Origin of the sequence: Hyphomonas sp. UBA4505 (assembly GCF_002388685.1) — a bacterium.
Lineage (GTDB): Bacteria > Pseudomonadota > Alphaproteobacteria > Caulobacterales > Hyphomonadaceae > Hyphomonas.
This window is the reverse complement of sequence record NZ_DGMZ01000010.1, coordinates 212,732-230,718: the sequence shown is the minus strand read 5'-3', so window position 1 is coordinate 230,718 and position 17,987 is coordinate 212,732. Positions and strand designations below refer to the sequence as shown.

Annotated in this window: 20 protein-coding genes; 6 read left to right on the top strand and 14 right to left on the bottom strand. The window is 56.9% G+C overall.

What is annotated here, in order from left to right; all coding sequences use genetic code 11:
- Positions 1-882, bottom strand: an 882-nt coding sequence (locus tag B3527_RS07165; protein WP_290479232.1) for a multicopper oxidase domain-containing protein, incomplete at its 3' end; no start/stop codon positions are given.
- Between the two features lie 135 nt (positions 883-1,017).
- On the bottom strand, positions 1,018-1,497 hold the full coding sequence (locus tag B3527_RS07160; protein ID WP_290479231.1) for a hypothetical protein: 480 nt from the start codon (positions 1,495-1,497) through the stop codon (positions 1,018-1,020).
- A gap of 201 nt (positions 1,498-1,698) precedes the next feature.
- Here B3527_RS07160 and B3527_RS07155 point away from each other — a divergent pair, with 201 nt between their 5' ends.
- From B3527_RS07155 to B3527_RS07145, 3 genes are read left to right on the top strand one after another with little or no spacing between them, the layout of a single operon-like run.
- A complete protein-coding gene (locus B3527_RS07155; RefSeq protein WP_290479230.1) occupies positions 1,699-2,016 on the top strand; it encodes a hypothetical protein in 318 nt (105 codons plus the stop codon).
- Between the two features lie 8 nt (positions 2,017-2,024).
- Complete coding sequence (locus B3527_RS07150) at positions 2,025-2,459, top strand: Spy/CpxP family protein refolding chaperone (RefSeq protein ID WP_290479229.1); 435 nt, start codon at positions 2,025-2,027, stop codon at positions 2,457-2,459.
- A 10-nt stretch (positions 2,460-2,469) separates the two neighbouring features.
- Positions 2,470-3,039 carry an RNA polymerase sigma factor gene (locus B3527_RS07145; protein ID WP_290479228.1) on the top strand — a complete coding sequence of 190 codons (570 nt, stop codon included), beginning with the start codon at positions 2,470-2,472 and terminating at the stop codon, positions 3,037-3,039.
- Here the strand turns inward: B3527_RS07145 and B3527_RS07140 are convergent.
- Complete coding sequence (locus B3527_RS07140; RefSeq protein ID WP_290479227.1) at positions 3,036-3,944, bottom strand: DMT family transporter; 909 nt, start codon at positions 3,942-3,944, stop codon at positions 3,036-3,038. The genes B3527_RS07145 and B3527_RS07140 overlap by 4 nt on opposite strands.
- Positions 3,945-4,070: 126 nt before the next feature.
- Here B3527_RS07140 and B3527_RS07135 point away from each other — a divergent pair, with 126 nt between their 5' ends.
- The 3 genes from B3527_RS07135 (at position 4,071) to B3527_RS07125 (ending at position 5,960) form a co-directional block, all read left to right on the top strand.
- Positions 4,071-4,532: a hypothetical protein gene (locus B3527_RS07135; protein ID WP_290479226.1), complete on the top strand. Its 462-nt coding sequence runs from the start codon at positions 4,071-4,073 to the stop codon at positions 4,530-4,532.
- A gap of 317 nt (positions 4,533-4,849) precedes the next feature.
- Positions 4,850-5,404 carry a ubiquinol-cytochrome c reductase iron-sulfur subunit gene (gene petA / locus B3527_RS07130; protein ID WP_290479225.1) on the top strand — a complete coding sequence of 185 codons (555 nt, stop codon included), beginning with the start codon at positions 4,850-4,852 and terminating at the stop codon, positions 5,402-5,404.
- A gap of 40 nt (positions 5,405-5,444) precedes the next feature.
- Positions 5,445-5,960, top strand: a complete 516-nt coding sequence (locus B3527_RS07125) for a hypothetical protein (RefSeq protein WP_290479224.1) — start codon at positions 5,445-5,447, stop codon at positions 5,958-5,960.
- 5 nt (positions 5,961-5,965) lie between these two features.
- Here the strand turns inward: B3527_RS07125 and B3527_RS07120 are convergent, their stop codons facing one another.
- From B3527_RS07120 to B3527_RS07070, 11 genes are all read right to left on the bottom strand, one after another.
- Positions 5,966-6,952 carry a fatty acid desaturase gene (locus B3527_RS07120; RefSeq protein WP_290479223.1) on the bottom strand — a complete coding sequence of 329 codons (987 nt, stop codon included), beginning with the start codon at positions 6,950-6,952 and terminating at the stop codon, positions 5,966-5,968.
- A gap of 126 nt (positions 6,953-7,078) precedes the next feature.
- Positions 7,079-7,954, bottom strand: coding sequence for a patatin-like phospholipase family protein (locus B3527_RS07115; protein ID WP_290479222.1), 876 nt, complete (start codon positions 7,952-7,954; stop codon positions 7,079-7,081).
- A 108-nt stretch (positions 7,955-8,062) separates the two neighbouring features.
- Complete coding sequence (locus tag B3527_RS07110) at positions 8,063-8,734, bottom strand: methyltransferase family protein (protein ID WP_290480616.1); 672 nt, start codon at positions 8,732-8,734, stop codon at positions 8,063-8,065.
- A gap of 8 nt (positions 8,735-8,742) precedes the next feature.
- Positions 8,743-9,021, bottom strand: a complete 279-nt coding sequence (locus B3527_RS07105) for a DUF2933 domain-containing protein (RefSeq protein ID WP_290479220.1) — start codon at positions 9,019-9,021, stop codon at positions 8,743-8,745.
- 249 nt (positions 9,022-9,270) lie between these two features.
- On the bottom strand, positions 9,271-11,319 hold the full coding sequence (locus tag B3527_RS07100; RefSeq protein WP_290479219.1) for a copper-translocating P-type ATPase: 2,049 nt from the start codon (positions 11,317-11,319) through the stop codon (positions 9,271-9,273).
- 24 nt (positions 11,320-11,343) lie between these two features.
- On the bottom strand, positions 11,344-11,556 hold the full coding sequence (locus tag B3527_RS07095) for a YHS domain-containing protein (protein ID WP_290479218.1): 213 nt from the start codon (positions 11,554-11,556) through the stop codon (positions 11,344-11,346).
- An 8-nt stretch (positions 11,557-11,564) separates the two neighbouring features.
- Entirely contained in the window at positions 11,565-12,353 is a 789-nt protein-coding gene (fabI, locus tag B3527_RS07090; protein WP_290479217.1) for an enoyl-ACP reductase FabI, read from the bottom strand.
- 117 nt (positions 12,354-12,470) lie between these two features.
- Positions 12,471-13,661 carry a thiolase family protein gene (locus B3527_RS07085; protein ID WP_290479216.1) on the bottom strand — a complete coding sequence of 397 codons (1,191 nt, stop codon included), beginning with the start codon at positions 13,659-13,661 and terminating at the stop codon, positions 12,471-12,473.
- On the bottom strand, positions 13,648-14,712 hold the full coding sequence (locus B3527_RS07080) for a bifunctional enoyl-CoA hydratase/phosphate acetyltransferase (protein ID WP_290479215.1): 1,065 nt from the start codon (positions 14,710-14,712) through the stop codon (positions 13,648-13,650). The genes B3527_RS07085 and B3527_RS07080 overlap by 14 nt, the downstream gene beginning before the upstream one ends.
- Entirely contained in the window at positions 14,709-15,944 is a 1,236-nt protein-coding gene (locus B3527_RS07075) for an acetate/propionate family kinase (RefSeq protein ID WP_290479214.1), read from the bottom strand. The genes B3527_RS07080 and B3527_RS07075 overlap by 4 nt, the downstream gene beginning before the upstream one ends.
- Positions 15,941-17,584 carry a DUF3141 domain-containing protein gene (locus B3527_RS07070; RefSeq protein WP_290479213.1) on the bottom strand — a complete coding sequence of 548 codons (1,644 nt, stop codon included), beginning with the start codon at positions 17,582-17,584 and terminating at the stop codon, positions 15,941-15,943. Before B3527_RS07070 ends, B3527_RS07075 begins: the two co-directional genes overlap by 4 nt.
- Between the last annotated feature and the right edge of the window lie 403 nt (positions 17,585-17,987).

The window sequence follows — 17,987 nt, the reverse complement described above, 5'->3', positions numbered from 1 at the left end:
TTCAGCGATAGCGATCGGGAACTCATCAACCGAGACTGGCTCGATGTTCTGACCATCGGCCTGGACCACTGTCATTTTAAGCCCCGGAATCTTGACGTCGAAATAGGTCATCGCGGCAGCATTGATGAACCGGAGGCGGACTTTCTCGCCCGCTTCAAAAAAACCGTTCCAATTGTCTTCAGGTGTTTCACCGTTCACCAGAAACGAGTAACCGGTAATGTCTACAATGTCGGTTGGATCCATACGCATCCGGCCCCACGCCAGTCGCTCCTGGATGACGTCCGTCTTTTCGCCGCGATCAGCATTTCTCCAGTCGCGCCAGAGGTCAAAAACGGTTCGGCGATTATAATTGTAATAGTTCGAGCGCTTCTTGAGATTGGCGAGCGCTTTGTAAGGACTGTCGTTCAGCCAATCGGCGAGTATGATCACATGCTCGCGATCATACTCGAAGGGGTCGGGCTTTGCCGGTTCGATTATGATGGGCGCGAAGACGCCCTCCTGTTCCTGCAGGGCAGAGTGTCCATGGTACCAGTACGTACCTGACTGATTGGCGGTGAAGTTATAAGTGTAGGTCTCGCCCGGCGCGATGCCGTCAAAACTGATCCCCGGAACGCCATCCATACCAGCGTCCAGGATAATCCCATGCCAGTGAAGCGAGGTATCTACGTCGAGTGTATTGGTGACATTGATGGTGACGTCTTCGCCTTCACGCAGTCGCAATAGAGGGCCAGGGCTCGTCCCGTTAATGCTGACGCCAGTCAGCGTCTTGCCATCGACCGTCCGTTCAAATTGGTCGATCTCCAGATTATAGACGTCTGCGAGTGCGGCAGGCGCGATCAAGCTGCTTGTCGCGATGAGCAGTCCGGCGAGTTTGAAACGCATGATGTTCTCCTTCTTGCGTTGGACGCCGTTGGAATATTGGGGGAGGAATGGGCGTCCTTGTCGGATGGTTACGCGGCCAGACCAGTCACCCCTTATGCCCCCTTGGGGTATGAGGGGTGACACTTTAGCGACCCGTCACCGCCGCATCGCGCTTTTCAGCCAGGCAAAGGTCAGACTCGGGATGATTAGCCACTGCAAGAGTGGCGACAGCCCAGTGTTGAGCGGTCCGATCGTCGGCATTGTTTCGCGATAGGCCCAACTTTCGCGGATCGAAATATTCAGCCATTCGCTGAACACCGTATAGGTCAGTCCAATCAGGAGGCTTAACCCTGCAACGCGCCAATAGTGTTTGTCTGGCCATCCACGGCGCCCCGCGATGAGCCAGGCGATCGACAGCGAAGACCCGGCGATTAGGACATCGCCAAATGTGCAGTGAGCAATGGCGAAGGCGATCTCGGCACGTGTTCCATCAATCCAGATCGTGTAAAGCGGCGCGTGAGCGATTTCCCAAATCAGGTTTGCGGCCGCGATAATCAGACTGTAGGCGAACAGGAACTGTACCAACCGCCAGTTTGGAGCAGTGCTTGGTTTTGGAATGTCCAGTTCTTGCGTCATTGGCGTCTCTTGCGAAAATGCGATCAGGTTGCCAATTTCTACGTGTCGACAGGTATCATCCCTCACATGCAGATCGGCATTGTCAGGCGCGCGATCGGTGCATACTGATTTTTATGAATGTTTTTTGAGGGAGCGCTATAGCTGCTGCGTATCTGACAATACGTAATCCTCCCTAAATTTGCTTCTCGAAAGGAGAGCGCCATGAAAAATGACATAGACGCGCTCATCAAAGATTTAAAGGCGGCGCCCCTTGATCGCGACCTTCACAATCTCGAAGCCGAGGTTTGGGAGCGGATTGACGCGCGCGACCCGGCCGGACACCCAGCTTCGCCCGCAGCAATTGCCACAGACGGACGCCTTTTTGCGACACCGGCCGTAAGCCGAACCGCGGCGGTTGCGCTTGCGGTTGCAATCGGTCTTTTGGTCGGATTGTTTGGGGCGCCCAGCCAGTCATCATCGAGTGATTTTTCGGTCTTCTCTGTTGATGCGCCATATGCCCCGTCTGGGATTCTGAGGTAAGACGGGTAATGAAACTCGAACACTGGATTATTGTCGTTTTCCTAGCCCTTTGCGCTGGCATGACCGGCGTGTTTGTCGCTGGAAACTGGGCCGCGACGCATCCGGTAGAAACCGCTTCCGGTTTGCATGAGCTGGTCCATCACGACTTGGATCTCTCAGCGGATCAGGAAGCGGAATTCGAGCTAATCGAACACCGTTTCGCGGCCAGAAAGGCTGAGCTGGAACAAAAGCTTCGCGCGGCCAACTTGGCACTTGCTGGCGCAATGGAGGCCGACAAATCCTATTCGCCCGCTGTTCAGGCGGCCATCGATGATTTCCACACAGCCATGGGGGAGCTGCAAAAAGTCACTATCGAGCATGTGTTTGAGATGCGCGAGATCCTTACCGAGGAACAAGCGATCGTCTTTGACGCGGAAGTCGTTCGAGCACTGACGGAGCTTTAGACATATACACGTGCACAACACAGAGCGAACAGATGCAGAGCTTGCTGTAGCCGCAGCAGGGGGCGAGGAACGCGCCTTCACCGAGCTCATGCGCCGTTACAAGGAACCGCTCTACCGCTATGTTCATCGCTCGATGCGCGGCAACGAAGACGCCTATGATGTGCTGCAGGAAGCCTTTACCGCAGCCTGGCGGTCGATTGACCGTTATGACCCGTCGCGGAAGTTTTCGACCTGGCTTTACCACATTGCGCTCAACAAAATTCGTGATCATGGCCGCAAACGCGCCGTGCGCAGCTTTTTCTTTCAAGCAGCACCTCTGGAGAGCCCGGATCGGCCCGATATCGCCGACCACTCGCAAAATGTTCAAGACGATTATGAACACCGCGATGAGCTCAATCGGGTCTCGAAACTCATTGACGCATTACCAGAAAAATTGAGGCAGGCCTTTACCCTGCAGGTCCTTCAAGACATGCCCCAAAGTGAGGTGGCCGAAATCCTTGGTGTCTCCATAAAGGCTGTGGAAACACGGGTCTATCGCGCCCGTAAAGTCTTGCAGGAACAGGTCGAAAAGCTCGATTAGGCTTCTTTTTCGGCAGGCACTAGCGGCGACGTTTTCGACCTCGGGCGCGATGCGAGATAGACCCCGATGGCGGCGAGCGCGCCGCCGCCCATGACATTTATCGTCAGCGGCTCAGAGAAGAATAGCGCGCCAACTGAAACGCCAATGATCGGAACGAGAAAACTAAATGCGGCCGCCTTGGATACATCCAGCGACTGCAGCGTCACCTGCCATAACCAATAGGCCAGCGCCGTCCCGGGCAGGGCGAGGCTAAGAAGTGAAATTATGAATTGCGGCGACCAGTCTATAGCTGTTGGGGATTCGGTCGTGAAAGCTAAAATTGAGATCGGGATCGCTCCAATCAAAAGCTGCAACCCCATCGCCATCGCCGCATCGACGCGTGTCGCTAAGGACTTAATGGCGATATTGCCGACTGCGACGCCGCTGGTCGCCATAATCACCAGGACCAGACCAAAAGCTGTTGATCCCCCGCCCGAGGCCAGGACGCGCGGTATCGCGATGAGCGCCACGCCGCTGACGCCGAGGCAAAGCCCAAACCAGCCAATCGGTCCAAGGCGTTCGCGCAGAAACACGACGGCAAGCACAGCGGCGATCAGCGGCTGGAGGCTTTCGATCACGGTGGCAAGACCGGGAGACACAAACTCGGCGGCGTGAAACATGCCGAAGTAGCCAATGCCGGTCATTCCAAGACCAGCAAGCGTGATCCAGCCCCAAACGCTCCACCCGCGAGGCCACGCGGCTCGGCGCAGAGCGGCGACGCCTATTAAAATACTACCAGCCAGAATGGCGCGTAGCGCTGCAAAGGTCAGGTGAGGCGCATAGTCGAGTCCCAGCGTGATGAGCGGATAGCAGGACGCCCATAAGACCATGACGAGCGCTGCGAGAATGCGGGGGCTGACAATCAAACCAGGGCTCCGGTGAAACACTTGAAACAGTGGAGCCGATTATGAGGGCGCCGCCTTTGTGCTGCGTAATACGTTGCAAGTGCCCAAGACCCTTGGGCCTGAACATTTATAAAAAGGATGCCCCTCATGAAACCGATCTGGATCACCGCCGCGGCTGTTTTTGCCTTATCGCCTATGGCATTGGCTCAAGACGGCCACAACACACATGATCACAGCGAAACACCTGCCGTTGAGGCGGAGACGGACGGCGCCGAGGCCAAAACCTGCATGGCTGGTCATGAAGGCATGGAAGGCATGGAGGGCTGTATGGCCAACATGGAAGATAAGATGGCTGACGGCCATATGATGGACCATGGCGGCGATCACATGATGAGTGGCGACAAACCCATGATGGGCGAGGGCGGCATGGCGATGGACATGGACAAAATGACGGAACATGGCGCAGATGGCCACCAAATGCATGACGCGTCTGGCGATCATGCAATGTCTCCGGAAGACTGTCAGGCCAAGCATGAAGCTATGGGCCATGATCCAGCCGAGCACTGCCCAATGATGACGGGCGATAAGGAGGAGGCTGGTACAGAATAAGGCGTTTTCGGGCGTTGTTGTTCAGCGCCGCCGCCTTGGTCCCGGGCCCTCGCAGTGCGTCCCCCCCCCTTACATTGCGAAGGCCCGGACCAGAAATTGTTCGCTGCGACGAACAATGAACCAGAACGCGATCATGCCCTCCCCCCCACTTCTCGTGCGATCTCGTTCTGAACTTGCTGCGTCCCATATGCCCTCCAAAGCCATCATGGGGCGCGGCAAGATTTTCAATGAAGGACAGCAGGCTGCAATAAGGCCTGTAATGAAAAAGGTATGCCCAGCGTCTGTTCCAGTGATGAAGGCTTCAGGGAGTATATTTCATGTCAGACACCGTTCCCGCAGATCCAGAGCGACGTGATTTTGTCTTTATTGCGACCACTGCCGCCGCCGCTGCTGGAGCAGGCTTAGCGGCCTGGCCGCTTGTTGATCAGATGAACCCCGCCAGTGACACACGTGCGTCAAGTTCGCTAGATGTAGACGTTTCGAAGATTCCGGTCGGCGGTGAAATCCGGGTTCTGATCGGCGGTAAGCCATTTTTTATTCGCCGCCGCACCGAAGCGGAGATCGCCGCTGCCAATGGTGTGAATGTTGATCGATTGCCAGACCCGGAAACAGATGATGCCCGTCTTAGGCCCCGCTCTGATGGCCCGCTCAACCCCGCTATATTGATTACATCGGGCGTCTGTACCCATCTTGGCTGTGTACCGGTTGGTCCAAATCAGGGCGCGGTCGGAGACTATGGCGGGTGGTACTGTCCCTGCCATGGATCGCACTATGACATTTCCGGGCGGATCAGGAAGGGACCGGCGCCGCTGAATCTGCCTGTCCCAGACTATGTCTATCTGACCGACGACTTAGTGACGATCTCGATTTGAGAACCTGATTTGGAGCGCTTGTCACCAAGAGCGAAAGACAATGAAACACCAATCTGAAAACTCACACCTGATTGTTTTTTTTGTACTTTGCCTCCTTGTCCTGACGGGCTTGAGTCATTTAGGAGCGGCACGTGGCGGCGGCGATGCCAATCAATTTCAAGGCGAGCTGCAACGCGCAGATCTGGTGGCCGGACCTGCCGACGGCGTAGAACGTCCATCTGACAAGTCTTACGTGTTCATCGTGAAGTTCAATGCGGATGAGGGGTTAGCTGAAATTCTTAAGCTGTACCGCCCCCAGCGCGAGCGCGCTGTTCAGGCATTCGGCGTTTGGGCGCGAGACAAACCAGCGTTTCGCGGATTGACGCTGGATCGTGTCGCATATTCTGGTGAGGTGCTGCTGATTTACGACGCTCGTATGAATGATAGAATACCACGCCCAACGCTCGACGAAATAACACAGCAGCTTAACGCATCTCCGTTGGTGAGATACGCGGAGCTTGATTCAATTTTAGAAATCGATTCGGATGCATGTCTGCAGAACTGCGCGCGAAAATAAGGCGCTCAGGTTTTGGCGCCATTCTCGCTGCGCAAAGCCCGCGCGGTTTTGAACGAGACCAGACGTCTATTGCTTGGGTCCCAGAGTTTCAGCTTTGTGGTTTTGAAGCTGTCTGCCAGGGTCATCCGGCTGATCGTTGCGAGAGGAGGGTGGTCTCGCAGGACTTGCTGCAAACGATAGAACGGCACGCGGCTGTTGAGATGGTGAACATGATGGATACCAATATTCGCCGTCAACCACCGCAAAGGCTGAGGCAAGACATAGTAAGAACTGCCATAGAGTGCAGCTTCATGGAGTTGCCAGGTGTCATTCCTGTCCCAGACGGTGCGTTCAAACTGGTGCTGCACGTAGAACAGCCAAACGCCGGCGATTGCGGCAAGCGTTGTAATGAGCAGATATACCACCAGGAAGGGGAGCCAGCCGACCGCGGCGATGCCTCCAATGAGAAGCGCGGCGACCGCGATATTGGTGCCCATCGCGCTGATCCAATACTTCAAGCCCGCGCGCAAAAAGCCCATCGGGAGGCGATGGTGAAATAGGAAAATGAATATTGGTCCGACTCCGAACAAGACGAATGGATTGCGATAAAGCCTGTAAGCGAGACGGCCTGAAAAAGAGCGGGAATCGTACTCTTCGACTGTCAGAGTCTTGATGTCGCCGATGCCGCGTCGGTCCAGGTTTCCCTGCGTACTATGATGTAATAGATGCGACCGCTTCCAAACATCATAAGGCGTCAGCGTCAGAACACCGATGATACGTCCGGTCCAATCATTGGCGCGTTTCGATGTGAAAAAGGCACCGTGTGAGCAGTCGTGCTGAATCATGAATAATCGAACCAGGAAACCTGATGCGGCAGCACCGATCAAAACAGTAAGCCAATAGCTAATGCTTGTTGACCAGACCGCGGCGGCTGAAAGGAGCAAGACCGGGCCCAAAGTAACGGCCAGTTCAAACAGGCTCAGGATTGTCGATGGCTGCCGATATTCGGCCAAACCTTGACCCAATCGCGCGCTGGAGGAGGGGGTGGGTCAGAGCCAGGGGACCTTCGAAAGTGTTTCATGAGCCGACCCTTCCCGGACGCTCTGGGGACGATGAACGTCCGATCGGCGGTCGATTCCTCATTCTGCGGGTGCCACTTCGGCGCGTGACTGAATTGGCGCGAGAAGGTCCTTCAATCTGGGGGCGGCGCGTCTCACGGCGGCGGCTCCTGCCGCGATACAGCGCCGCTTGTGCTGAAAGTCGAACAAGCCGACCTGAGTGCCGTAATGAGGGGTCAAAACCAGATCAGCGTGCTCGTAACGCGATCTCGAGAAGGCTTTATGAGTGATTTCGATTGAACGCATGAAGACATCCAGCCCATTTTGAGGTGGATGATCGCTAATGCGTTGACCCGGATCGAGCGTGATAACGTGATCGACGCCTGCATTTCTGACAATGTCCACGGGTGAGCTATCAGAATAGCCGCCATCAACCAGGAGATGCTTGCCGTCTTCAAAAGGTGGTAAGATGCCGGCGATCGCCGAGCTGGCATAAACGGCATCGACGGCATGCCCCCTTTTTTTGATGACCCTTTTACCGCTCAGAATATCCGTTGCCGTAATCAGGGTTTTCACACGGCCTTGCTGCAGGTCTTTGCCAAGGGTTAAATCTTCGATCACCGAACGGCCCCAATCGACGGTGTGCTCTCCAATGCCCCAGCCAAAGGTTAGAGACTTCAGATCACGCCCAGCCAATACGAAACCTTTGATCCTTTCCTTTAGGCCATGCGTTTTGAACGCTGGCAGGCGAGGGAAGCCCGATACGTCCATCTCTCTCAAATCCAGATACCAGTTCGGATTGAGCGAATAGGTCGCCGCGACAAGCGCGCCGATCGAAACACCCGCGACGACGCTCGGAAAGTATCCATGATGGTTTAGCGCTCTGAGGGCTCCCACATGGGCCATTCCGCGCGCCCCGCCGCCGGCTAGAACGAGGCCAAAGCTCTTGTGCTGCATATTGCCTCCTTCAAGCTGGATGAGCCTGTAGCAGTGTAAACTTGAATGTTTAGGTATCCCTCAGGTCCGCGATCCGCCTGGTCCGGCGGATCGCAAGAATGAGAAGGGCTAGGAAGGCAAATCATTCGGGCGGGATTGCGTGAGGGTCTCTAAGCGTCCCCAACGCGGCCAGAAGCGCGGAGTGACCGCGGCGTAGGCGCGATACTCGTCGCCGAATGCGGCTTCGGCGTCCTTCTCCTCTCTAAGGGCAAGACGGACATACATGAACACCAGAACCGGGAACATGATCAGGGTTAGGATGGTCGGCCATTGCAGCAGGAACCCAAACATGATCAGCACGAAGCCGGCATATTGCGGGTGGCGCATGCGGGCATAAATGCCGGTTTTGGCGAGCTTGCCACTGCGCAGCGCCCCGTGCAGGATCGGCCACCCCCATGACAGAACGCTAAAACCCAGCAAGATGAAGCCGAGGCTGGCAAAGTGGAATGGGCCAAAATGTGGATTGCCTTGCCAGCCGAAAATCATCTCCCAGAAATGCCCGGAATCATGGGCGAACCAATTGATGTCGGGAAACTGCGATTCAAGCCATGGCGAGAGGAAGTAAATCGAAAGCGGGAAGCCATACATCTCGGTAAAAAGGGCGATCACAAAACCGCTAAAGGCGCCAAATGACGTCCAGTCCTTTGACTTGGATGGTTTTGCAAAACTGAACGCGAAAATGATGAAGATGGCCGAGTTCAGGATCACCAGGAACCAGAGACCATATTCAGAATGGGCCATGTTCTCATTCATCGCCGTGTCCCCCAGTCATCATCCTCATCCAGTTGGGAAGGGCTCTGACCTCCATGATTGCCATGGCCACCATGACCGCCCATTGCCCTGTGCATGAATAGATGCATCACACCGCAAAGGAGTAAGAAGCTGACAAGGAAGACCGCATCACCGGGGATATGAGCGCGGTGTTCAAAGAGTAACAGGAAGCCGATCGCGCCGGCGAACACTAAGAGCGGCAACCAGAAGCGTCCGCCTTTTGGGCGATCGTCATCATGATCAGAATGGTTGTGCATAGCGATTACTCCTATAGCAGGGTCAGAACGGACGGGATCCGCGGGATGAAGATGATGGGTTTGATACGCGGCTCCGGCCTGAAGGCCTCAAACCGATGAGCTGCGCCGCAAAAATAAAGACGATCAACAGCCAATCTTGCCAGCTCAAATGCCCGGCATGATCCAGGACCAGGAGCAGGAGCGCTCCGATACTGAGCGCCCTCAAGCAGAGCGTCAAAAATCCGAAACCCGGAACAACACCTCGCACTGTCATGCCGACACCCGGGATCGAGACAGTTTAAGGAGTTGGGCGTTGATCGCGCAGATCACGGTGCTCGCCGACATGAACACGGCGCCAAGCGCGGGTGTGAGAATTACGCCCCAGGGGAAAAACACCCCCGCCGCCGCTGGAATGGCGAACGTGTTGTAGCCGGTCGCCCAAGCGAGGTTTTGCATCATTTTATTATAGGTCGCGCGCGCCAGCTCGATGATCGCCACGACATCAGACGGGCTGGACCGAACAAGAATAATGTCGGCGGTTTCGATCGCGACATCCGTGCCTGCACCGATTGCGATCCCGACATTCGCTTGAGCCAGCGCCGGCGCATCGTTCACACCATCGCCGGTCATCGCCACGATCAGACCGCGGGACTGAACTTCGCGGACTTTAGCGGCTTTTTCTTCTGGCAGAACTTCGGCAATCACTTCGTCGAGGCCAATTTCCTGACCGACCCATTCTGCCACCTGTTGATTGTCGCCGGTCAGCATGATGCACTGAATGCCCATGGCCTGAAGCATCAGGATGGCTTTCGCCGATTCCTCACGAATGATATCGGCCAGCGCGATTGCGCCAGCGAGCTTGTCATCAATGAGCACGAAAACGACTGTCTTGCCCTGCGCGCTCAGGGTTTCGAACCGGGGATCATCCATTTCAAGACCCTGGTCGCGCAAATAGCCGGGGCTGACGACTTTCACGTCGCGGTCTTTAACGAGGCCTTCTGCACCTTTGCCAGGGATCGCCTTAAACTTGTCGACACCCCATGCTTCTGGCGCATCGCGAACGATCCCCTGGGCGATTGGGTGTTCGGAATGAGCTTCAATCGACGCCGCATAGGCGACGATATCGCTCTCAGTGAATGTCGTATCAAAAACGAGCGTATCGGTAATCCCAAACTCGCCTTTGGTTAGCGTGCCGGTTTTGTCGAAAATGATGGCATTGATGTTGCGCGCTTCTTCGAATGCCGTCCGATCCCGAATGAGTAATCCATTGGTGGCCGCGATAGCGGTCGAGCGCGCAACCACAAGCGGCACAGCCAAACCAAGCGCGTGCGGGCAGGCGATGACCATCACGGTAACTGCGCGCGCCATAGCAAACCCGAATCCCTGATCGGTGAACAGGGTCCAGAACAAGACGGTCGATAGGCCTCCGCCAAGTGCGATAAAAGTGAGCCACTTGGCCGCCGTGTTGGCGAGATCCTGGGTTTTGGATTTGCTGGCTTGGGCTTCCTTAACGAGCTTGATGACGCTCGACAGGAAGGTCTCATCACCGGTCTTGTCGACCCGGATTGTTAGCGAACCTTCGCCATTGATTGATCCGCCGATAACTTCGGTATCCACGGTCTTGAAAATCGGCTTGGACTCTCCGGTTAGCATGGATTCATTGAGAGACGATTCGCCCCTGACAATGATGCCGTCAGCGGGGACTTTCTCGCCTGGCTTGATGAGAAGATGTTCGCCGCCTTTTAGCGTCGAAACAGGCACATCGGTTACACTGCCGTCATCAGCCACGAGGTGGGCTTCATCCGGCATCAGACTTGCGAGTTTTTCCAAGGCGCGCCCAGCGCCAAGCACTGATTTCATCTCGATCCAGTGCCCGAGCAACATCACCGCAATCAGGGTTGCGAGCTCCCAAAAAAAGGTCTCATCACTGCCGATTGCGACCATGCCGATGGAATAGGCGTAAGCAGCGGTGATCGCGACCGAGATCAGCGTCATCATACCGATGTCGCGGGCAGTGATCTCTCGCAAAAACCCTTTCAGGAACGGCCAGCCGCCATAGAAGAAAACAAGACTTGAAAGCCCCGCCAGCACGTAGCGGTCACCCGGAAACCGCAAGGCGTCTTCGAGGCCGAGCCAGCCTTGGATCATCGGTGCCAAAGCGAGGATGGGGATAGTCGCTACCAGCACGACCCAAAACCGCCGGCGATAATCGGCAATCATGCCTTCGTGGTCGTGGCCGCCATGCGGGTCCGTTGTTTTATGCCTGTGATCGGCATGAGGTGCGTGGCCAGATGGGGGAGCGTGGGTGGAGTGATCCATGGTGGAAGGTCTTTGTCTGCTAAGTCATGCTTTGCGGGATGGGTGAGAGGCGTCGCCCGGCGCGCTGAAGGCGGCGGGAATGCGCGCGTCTGCATAGCGTTCGGGATTTAGTTTGAAGTCTGCGTGGCAACGGCTAGAGCAAAAGAAATAGGCCCATCCACCATATTCCTGAGACGCGTGAGCGTTTTCGAGGGGGATCGTGTTGCGGCAAACAGGGTCTTCTACGGTCATCATCATTTCTCTTGTCAGTGAAAAATCATGCCATCGACATGGAACCCGGCATCGACATGAACGATTTCACCGGTCACGCCGCTGGACAGTTCGCTGGCCAAAAACAATGCCGCTTTTCCGGCTTCTCTGGCATCGATTGTTCGTCGCAGCGGTGATTTGGTTGCGGCCTCGTTTAGCAATTCTTCGAAATGGGTGAGGCCGGACGCGGCTCTTGTCGCAACGGGTCCGGCGGAAATGGCATTGACGCGGATGCCGGCGGGTCCGAGCTCATGGGCAAGGTAGCGTACAGCGCTTTCAAGCGCAGCTTTGACCGGGCCCATGACATTATAGTGATCAACGACTTTTTCTGAGCCAAAAAAACTGAGCGTGATCAGAGAGCCACCGCGTCGCATTAATGGCTCAGCCCGCCGCGCCATATGGAGGAGCGAATAGCAAGACACCATCATGGCGGCTGCGAAACCGTCGGCCGAACAGTCTGTCAGACGACCCTGAAGATCAGATTTTGGCGCACTTGCAATCCCGTGAAAGACAAGATCAAGCTGATCCCATTTTGCTTCGACCGCGTCGAAGACAGCGTCTAGCGATCCAGGTTTGGTGACATCGCATTCGAGAATGAGATCTGCATCTGCCTTTTTCGCTAAAGGTTCAACATGCGGGCGAGCCTTCTCGTTCAAATAGGTGATCGCCAGGCGCGCGCCTGCATCGCGAAGGGACGTGGCCGCCGCCCAGGCTAGACTATCGCTATTCGCAATGCCGACAATAAGTGCGGTTTTTCCGCTAAGGTCACAATCGGGTGTGCTCACATCCAGCTCCTTGCAGAATAATACGCAGCCAAAGCCGCCGTCCCTCACGGAGGCAAACGTGAGAGACGGCGTTCCCTGTCAACCGGCGCCGGGGCAGTTGGGGGGAGATGCGCCGGGTCAGGATGGGATACGTTCGAGCGCGAGCGCGACGCCCTGTCCGCCGCCAATGCAGAGTGTAACGATGCCGCGCTTAAGATTGTCTCGTTGCATGCCATGGATCAGCCGTACGGTCAGAACAGCGCCCGTTGCGCCGATTGGATGGCCATGTGCAATGGCGCCGCCCTCGACATTCACGATGTCCTCGGAGAATCCCAACTCGCCGACCAAGGCGACGGCAATGGCCGCGAAGGCCTCGTTAATTTCGACCCGTTCCACCGATGCAAGTGGCCAGTCGGCCCGCTCCAATGCCTGTTTCACAGCAGGCACAGGACCAAGGCCGAACAGTCCGGGTTCGACGGCGCCGACGCCCATGCCGGCAATCCGGACAGCAGGCTGCAACTGGTTTGTCTCTGCCCAGGCCCGGTCAGCAACGATCATTGCAGCAGCGCCCGCGTTCAATCCGGGAGCATTTCCGGCTGTGATCGTACCCGCCTCTCGGAAGACTGGCTTCAGATGTGCAAGCGTGTCTAGAGTCGTATCCGGGCGATTGTGCTCGTCCCGATCAAATGCCGAAATCCCTTTACGGGTTTTCATCTCCACGGGCACAATCTCGGCGTCGAAAAGACCTTCGCTCTGCGCTCTCGAGAACCGGCTTTGTGAACGCAACGCCCATGCATCCTGTACGGCACGACTGATTTGGTTCTGTTCGGCTAAGTCTTCGGTATGCCAGCCGGAATGCTCGCCGGAAAAGGCATCGTTCAGCCCGTCATTCAGGAGGCTGTCAATGAGCGCTCCGTCGCCAAGGCGATAGCCATAGCGCGCTTTGCCAAGCAGAAACGGGGCTTGGTCCATATTCTCCATACCGCCGGCGACGGCGCACGCCGCGTGGCCAATCATGACGTCTTGCGCGGCGGTTATGATCGCTTGTGCGCCGGATCCGCAGACCCGGTTGACCGTCATCGCGGGGACGTTGACAGGAAGACCGGCACCTATCGCTGCCTGACGCGCCGGGTTCATTCCGGCGCCGGCTTGCAGAACCTGGCCCATAATAACGGCATCGACCCGATCCGGTGCAAGTCCTGCCCGTTCCAGAGCGGCCTTGATCGCGATCGCGCCAAGATCGGACGCCGGGACATTTTTCAGGCTGCCGCCAAAGGCGCCGATGGCGGTGCGCACAGGCGCGCAGACAACAGGATCAGGGCTCGGCATGAGCGCCTCCATTGAGTGATGTGGGAGAGGTTGGCGTGGGATCGCTGGGCGGGCAGCAATCGACTTCTGACATCGGAGAGCTGCGCGTTGCATGTACCGGCCACACAGGCACTTTGTCTTGCGGCGGGGATTTGCGCGCCTTGGCGGTTAGGCTAAGGCGCGCCAGCGCCAGACCTGCGAGCCGTGCGTCCACTGGATCGGCGCGCGATGGCAAGACGATGGGTGCGTTCAGCCCGAGGACGAGACCGGCCAGCGTGGCGTCAGCCATGTATTCCAGATTCTTAGCCAGAATATTGCCAGAAACGAGATCTGGCACGAGCAGGATGTCGGCATCCCCAGCCACAGGCGAGGCAATGCCTTTGACCTCTGCGGCTTTAAGCGAAATAGCATTGTCGAAGGCAAGAGGTCCGTCAACCAGCGCGCCGCGAACCTGACCGCGATGTGACATGACCGAGAGCGCCGCGGCATCGAGGCTGGAGCTGATAAGCGGGTTGACGGTCTCAACCGCAGACAGAATTGCGGCTTTCGGCAGATCGACGCCAATAGTCGCCATAAGATCGATCGCGTGCTGCAGGATAGCGGCCTTCGCGCTGAGATCCGGGGCGATATTGACCGCAGCGTCGGTAATCGCAAGCAGCTTAGGATAGGCTGGAATATCGGCCAGGAAGACATGGCTGACCCGCTCGCCAGGCTGACGCAGACCAGCACGGGCGTCGAGCAATGCCTTCAACAAGATGTTCGTATGAATAAGGCCTTTCATCGCGGCATGCGTGCTGCCTGATCGAAGCAAGCTGGCGGCGCGCTCGGCCGCCTCTTTCTCACTCCAGGCAGGCAAGACTTGATCGGGATGGAATGTGAGATTTGCCGCCTCGGCTTCGGCCTTTATGGCATCCGGATCGCCGATGAGAATGGGATGGATCCAGCCGCGCTTGAACGCCGTATCGGCGGCGACTAAAACCTCACGTTGCGCCGCACAGACAATCGCGACCTTGACCGGCGGGCCGGTGTCGGCAGCAGTTTGCAGGGCGGCGAAGTCTCGAAAACCCGTCATGAGGCTCGCCGCTTCATCTGCGCTGGCGCGGCTTCAAACATTTCGCGCCCATGACGGGCAATCATCATGGCTTCGTCCGTGTGAACCGTTTCGACAATCACGCCGCTGTCCGGCTTTGAAATGCACGCTTCGCCGCGATCATTTGCGGCCGCGTCAAATTTGATTCTGTAGAGATCGCTAAGCGGCTGGCATATCGCGGCCCGGATCGACGGGGCGTGTTCGCCAACCCCGCCGGTGAATATGATCCGGTCAACGCCGCCCATGGCGGCAATCAGGGCGCCGGCCTGCTTGCGCGCTTGATAGGCAAACTGCGCAAGTGCTTCGCTTGCATTTGGGTCTTGTGATTTGAGCAGAGTTTTCACATCGCCGCTGAGACCTGAAAGCCCCAGCAAACCCGCCCCAAGATACAATTGGTCGCGCAAGACGGATGGCGCCCAGCCTTTCTCGATGATGAGGTGTAAGAGCAATCCGGGATCGACGTCGCCGCTGCGGGTCGCCATGGGCAGTCCGGCAAGCGCCGAGAACCCCATGCTCGTGTCTACGGTTTGGCGGTTCTCGATTGCGGCCATGCTTGCGCCGGCGCCGAGATGGGCAACGAGCAGGCGCTGCCTGGACACCGCCTTACCAGCGCGCGCGGCGAGATCGTCGACTATGAATGCGTAAGAGAGGCCGTGAAAGCCGAAACGACGGATGAATGGGTCTTCCATCTTGGGCGGCAATCCCGTGCGCTGCGCCGCGATCGGCATGTCTGAATGAAAGCTCGTATCGAAACAGGCATAGTGCAACGCATTCGGTAGACGCAGGCGCGCGGCGACAATACCGTCAAGATTGGCTGGCATGTGCAGCGGCGCCAATGGGATCAGTTTGCGGAGATCGGCCTCAACCTTGGGCGTCAGGCGCTGGGCGCTGGTATAATGCGGGCCGCCATGCACAACCCGGTGTCCGACAGCAGAAATTCCGCCGAGATCGACATGAGCGGCCATCTCATGAAAGAAGGTTTCCAGCGCAACGGGGTGGTTGATGCAGCAGGTGCGTTCGTCCCAAAGTGTGTCGCCATAAGCGGTCTCAGCTGACATTCTCGCCTCTGATGCGCCAATGCCGGTGACGGCGCCCGACATTGTCTTGACCACGTCGATTCCGACCCGGAAGAGCGCGATTTTCAGGCTTGAAGACCCGCTATTGACGGTGAGGACGCGATGACTTTCGCGCTGGGGGTTGTCGAGGGCGCTCATTTCTTTGCCGCCTCGTCCTTTATAGGTTCAGGCAATACGGGCCAGTCATAGAGCCAGCTGAAGGCCAGTTCGGATGCGGCATCGCGAGACTCGCGCATGCGGGTCAGGCCGGTCTCGATCCAGTCGACGCCCATCTTTTCAGCTGTGCGAAAGCGATTGTCCTCATTGACAGCCTTTCGATTGGCGCGAACCATGGGCGCAAACGCGGCGGTCATCGCCATGGCTGGATTGAACCGTTCTGAGAACATGTAGCGTGTCACCCGCATCGGATGAGACCATTTCATAAGCTCTGCTGTGACCGGATTAGACCAGGCGCGCACCCACGGGCTGGCGAAGTTCGAATAAGCCCTCTCCAATTGCGCCGATAGACGCCCGACACGCTCAAATGCCTCAGGCTGGGTTTCGAATACCAGGTCCTCAACCCGGCGGGGTTCAAACCGCACAATGTACTGGTCGTGGTCGCAATCAGGATCGCCGGTCGGATTATCGATCCTCATTTCATAGAGCCCAGGCTCCAGCGCTTCGATATCGGAAAGGTTTTCCAGCATCGCGCGATGTTCGAGGCGCGCGACACTCGCAGATACAAAGATGCCGAGATGCCCGGCATGTTGATTGATCAGATAGACAATGCGTTGATCGGCTGCGATGAGTGCCTTGGTCGTCTCATAAACCGCTGGGATCCAACCAAGTGCCTGATGCGGCGGGGTGATATTGTCGCCATGTGAGGCGAAGATGACGAGGGGATTGCGGATCTGTTTTAAATCAATCTCACAATGGGCCCCGAGTTTCACCAGACCTTTTTCAAGCCGGTTGCCGATAAAGAGGTTTTCCACAATCGCAAGAATCTCTTCGCGGCTCAGGCGGTAGAAGCCGCCCCACCAACGCTCGAAATCCAGGAACCTGTCGGCGGCTGTATCGACGTTTTCAAACAGATCGGCATATTTCCGGAAGATTGCCCCTTCAGGTTTGAGGGTTTCGAAATTCTGGACCAGCCAGGCGCCATCGAACCGGCCATTTCCGAGATCAGACAAGAAGTGATTGATCCAGGCCCCTCCGAGGAATCCTGCCGCAAGCCGCATCGGATTGGCACCGGGTTCACCGGCCCAATAGGAGAGCGGTGACCCGTTCATCACAATCGGTCCGGCAAGGCCTTCGCAATCAGCCGCCAGAAGTGCCGCCGCCCATCCGCCTTGGCAATTGCCATAGAGCACTGGCGCCTCGCCATCATGTCGCTCGGCCACGAGTTCTACAAACTGGCGCAGGCCCGCCAACACATCGGCTAGCGTTTGACCGGAAACAGGGTCAGGCGTGAACACGACGAAGTATACGGGGTAGCCTTCATGTAGAGCGATGCCGACTTCAGAATCGTCTTTGAATCCGCCAATGCCGGGGCCATGACCCGCGCGGGGATCGATAATGATCACGGGTGGTTTGTCTGGATCAAGACAATCGTCGAGGCAGATATCGCCAATCTCGAGTATTTTTAGAAGTTGATAATTGCACGCAGGTTCAAATGTCGCTGCGTCCGCCACGAGCTCATACTTGAACTTCAAGACAGGTGGCATGCCGTCTCGCTCATGGGCGAGCATTGTGTTGGCGCGCTGGCGCAACGCGTCAAAGAACAGAGTTTGTCTCTGCATGAGATCAACCCCATAAGCAGCGGCGTCTGGCAGGCTGGGCCGGGACGAGGCTTGAATGGGCTTTGCGGACTCCGGCCTTGATTGCGCCCGGCGGGCGCTCTTGGACGCTTTCTTTTTGGGATCAGAGCGTTTGGCTTTGCGGGGTTTTTTAGCTGTCATACTTTGATCATCTGGCATGGCTTGAGCCTTTCGCGGTAAGGGGGCGATTGAGAACGAAAGGGTCAGGCTGCGTCACCAGCGCTTTTTGGCGCTGGCGTCGATTTTTCCTTGCCTCGGCCCGGCTTCGAGCCGCCTGCGCAACAACAGCCCTTTTTGACGGGCGGTTTGACTTTGGCTTTGGGCGTTTGGACGGCGCTTTTCTTGACACGGTTCATAGCGATCTCCTTCTCTTCAACTTCGTCCT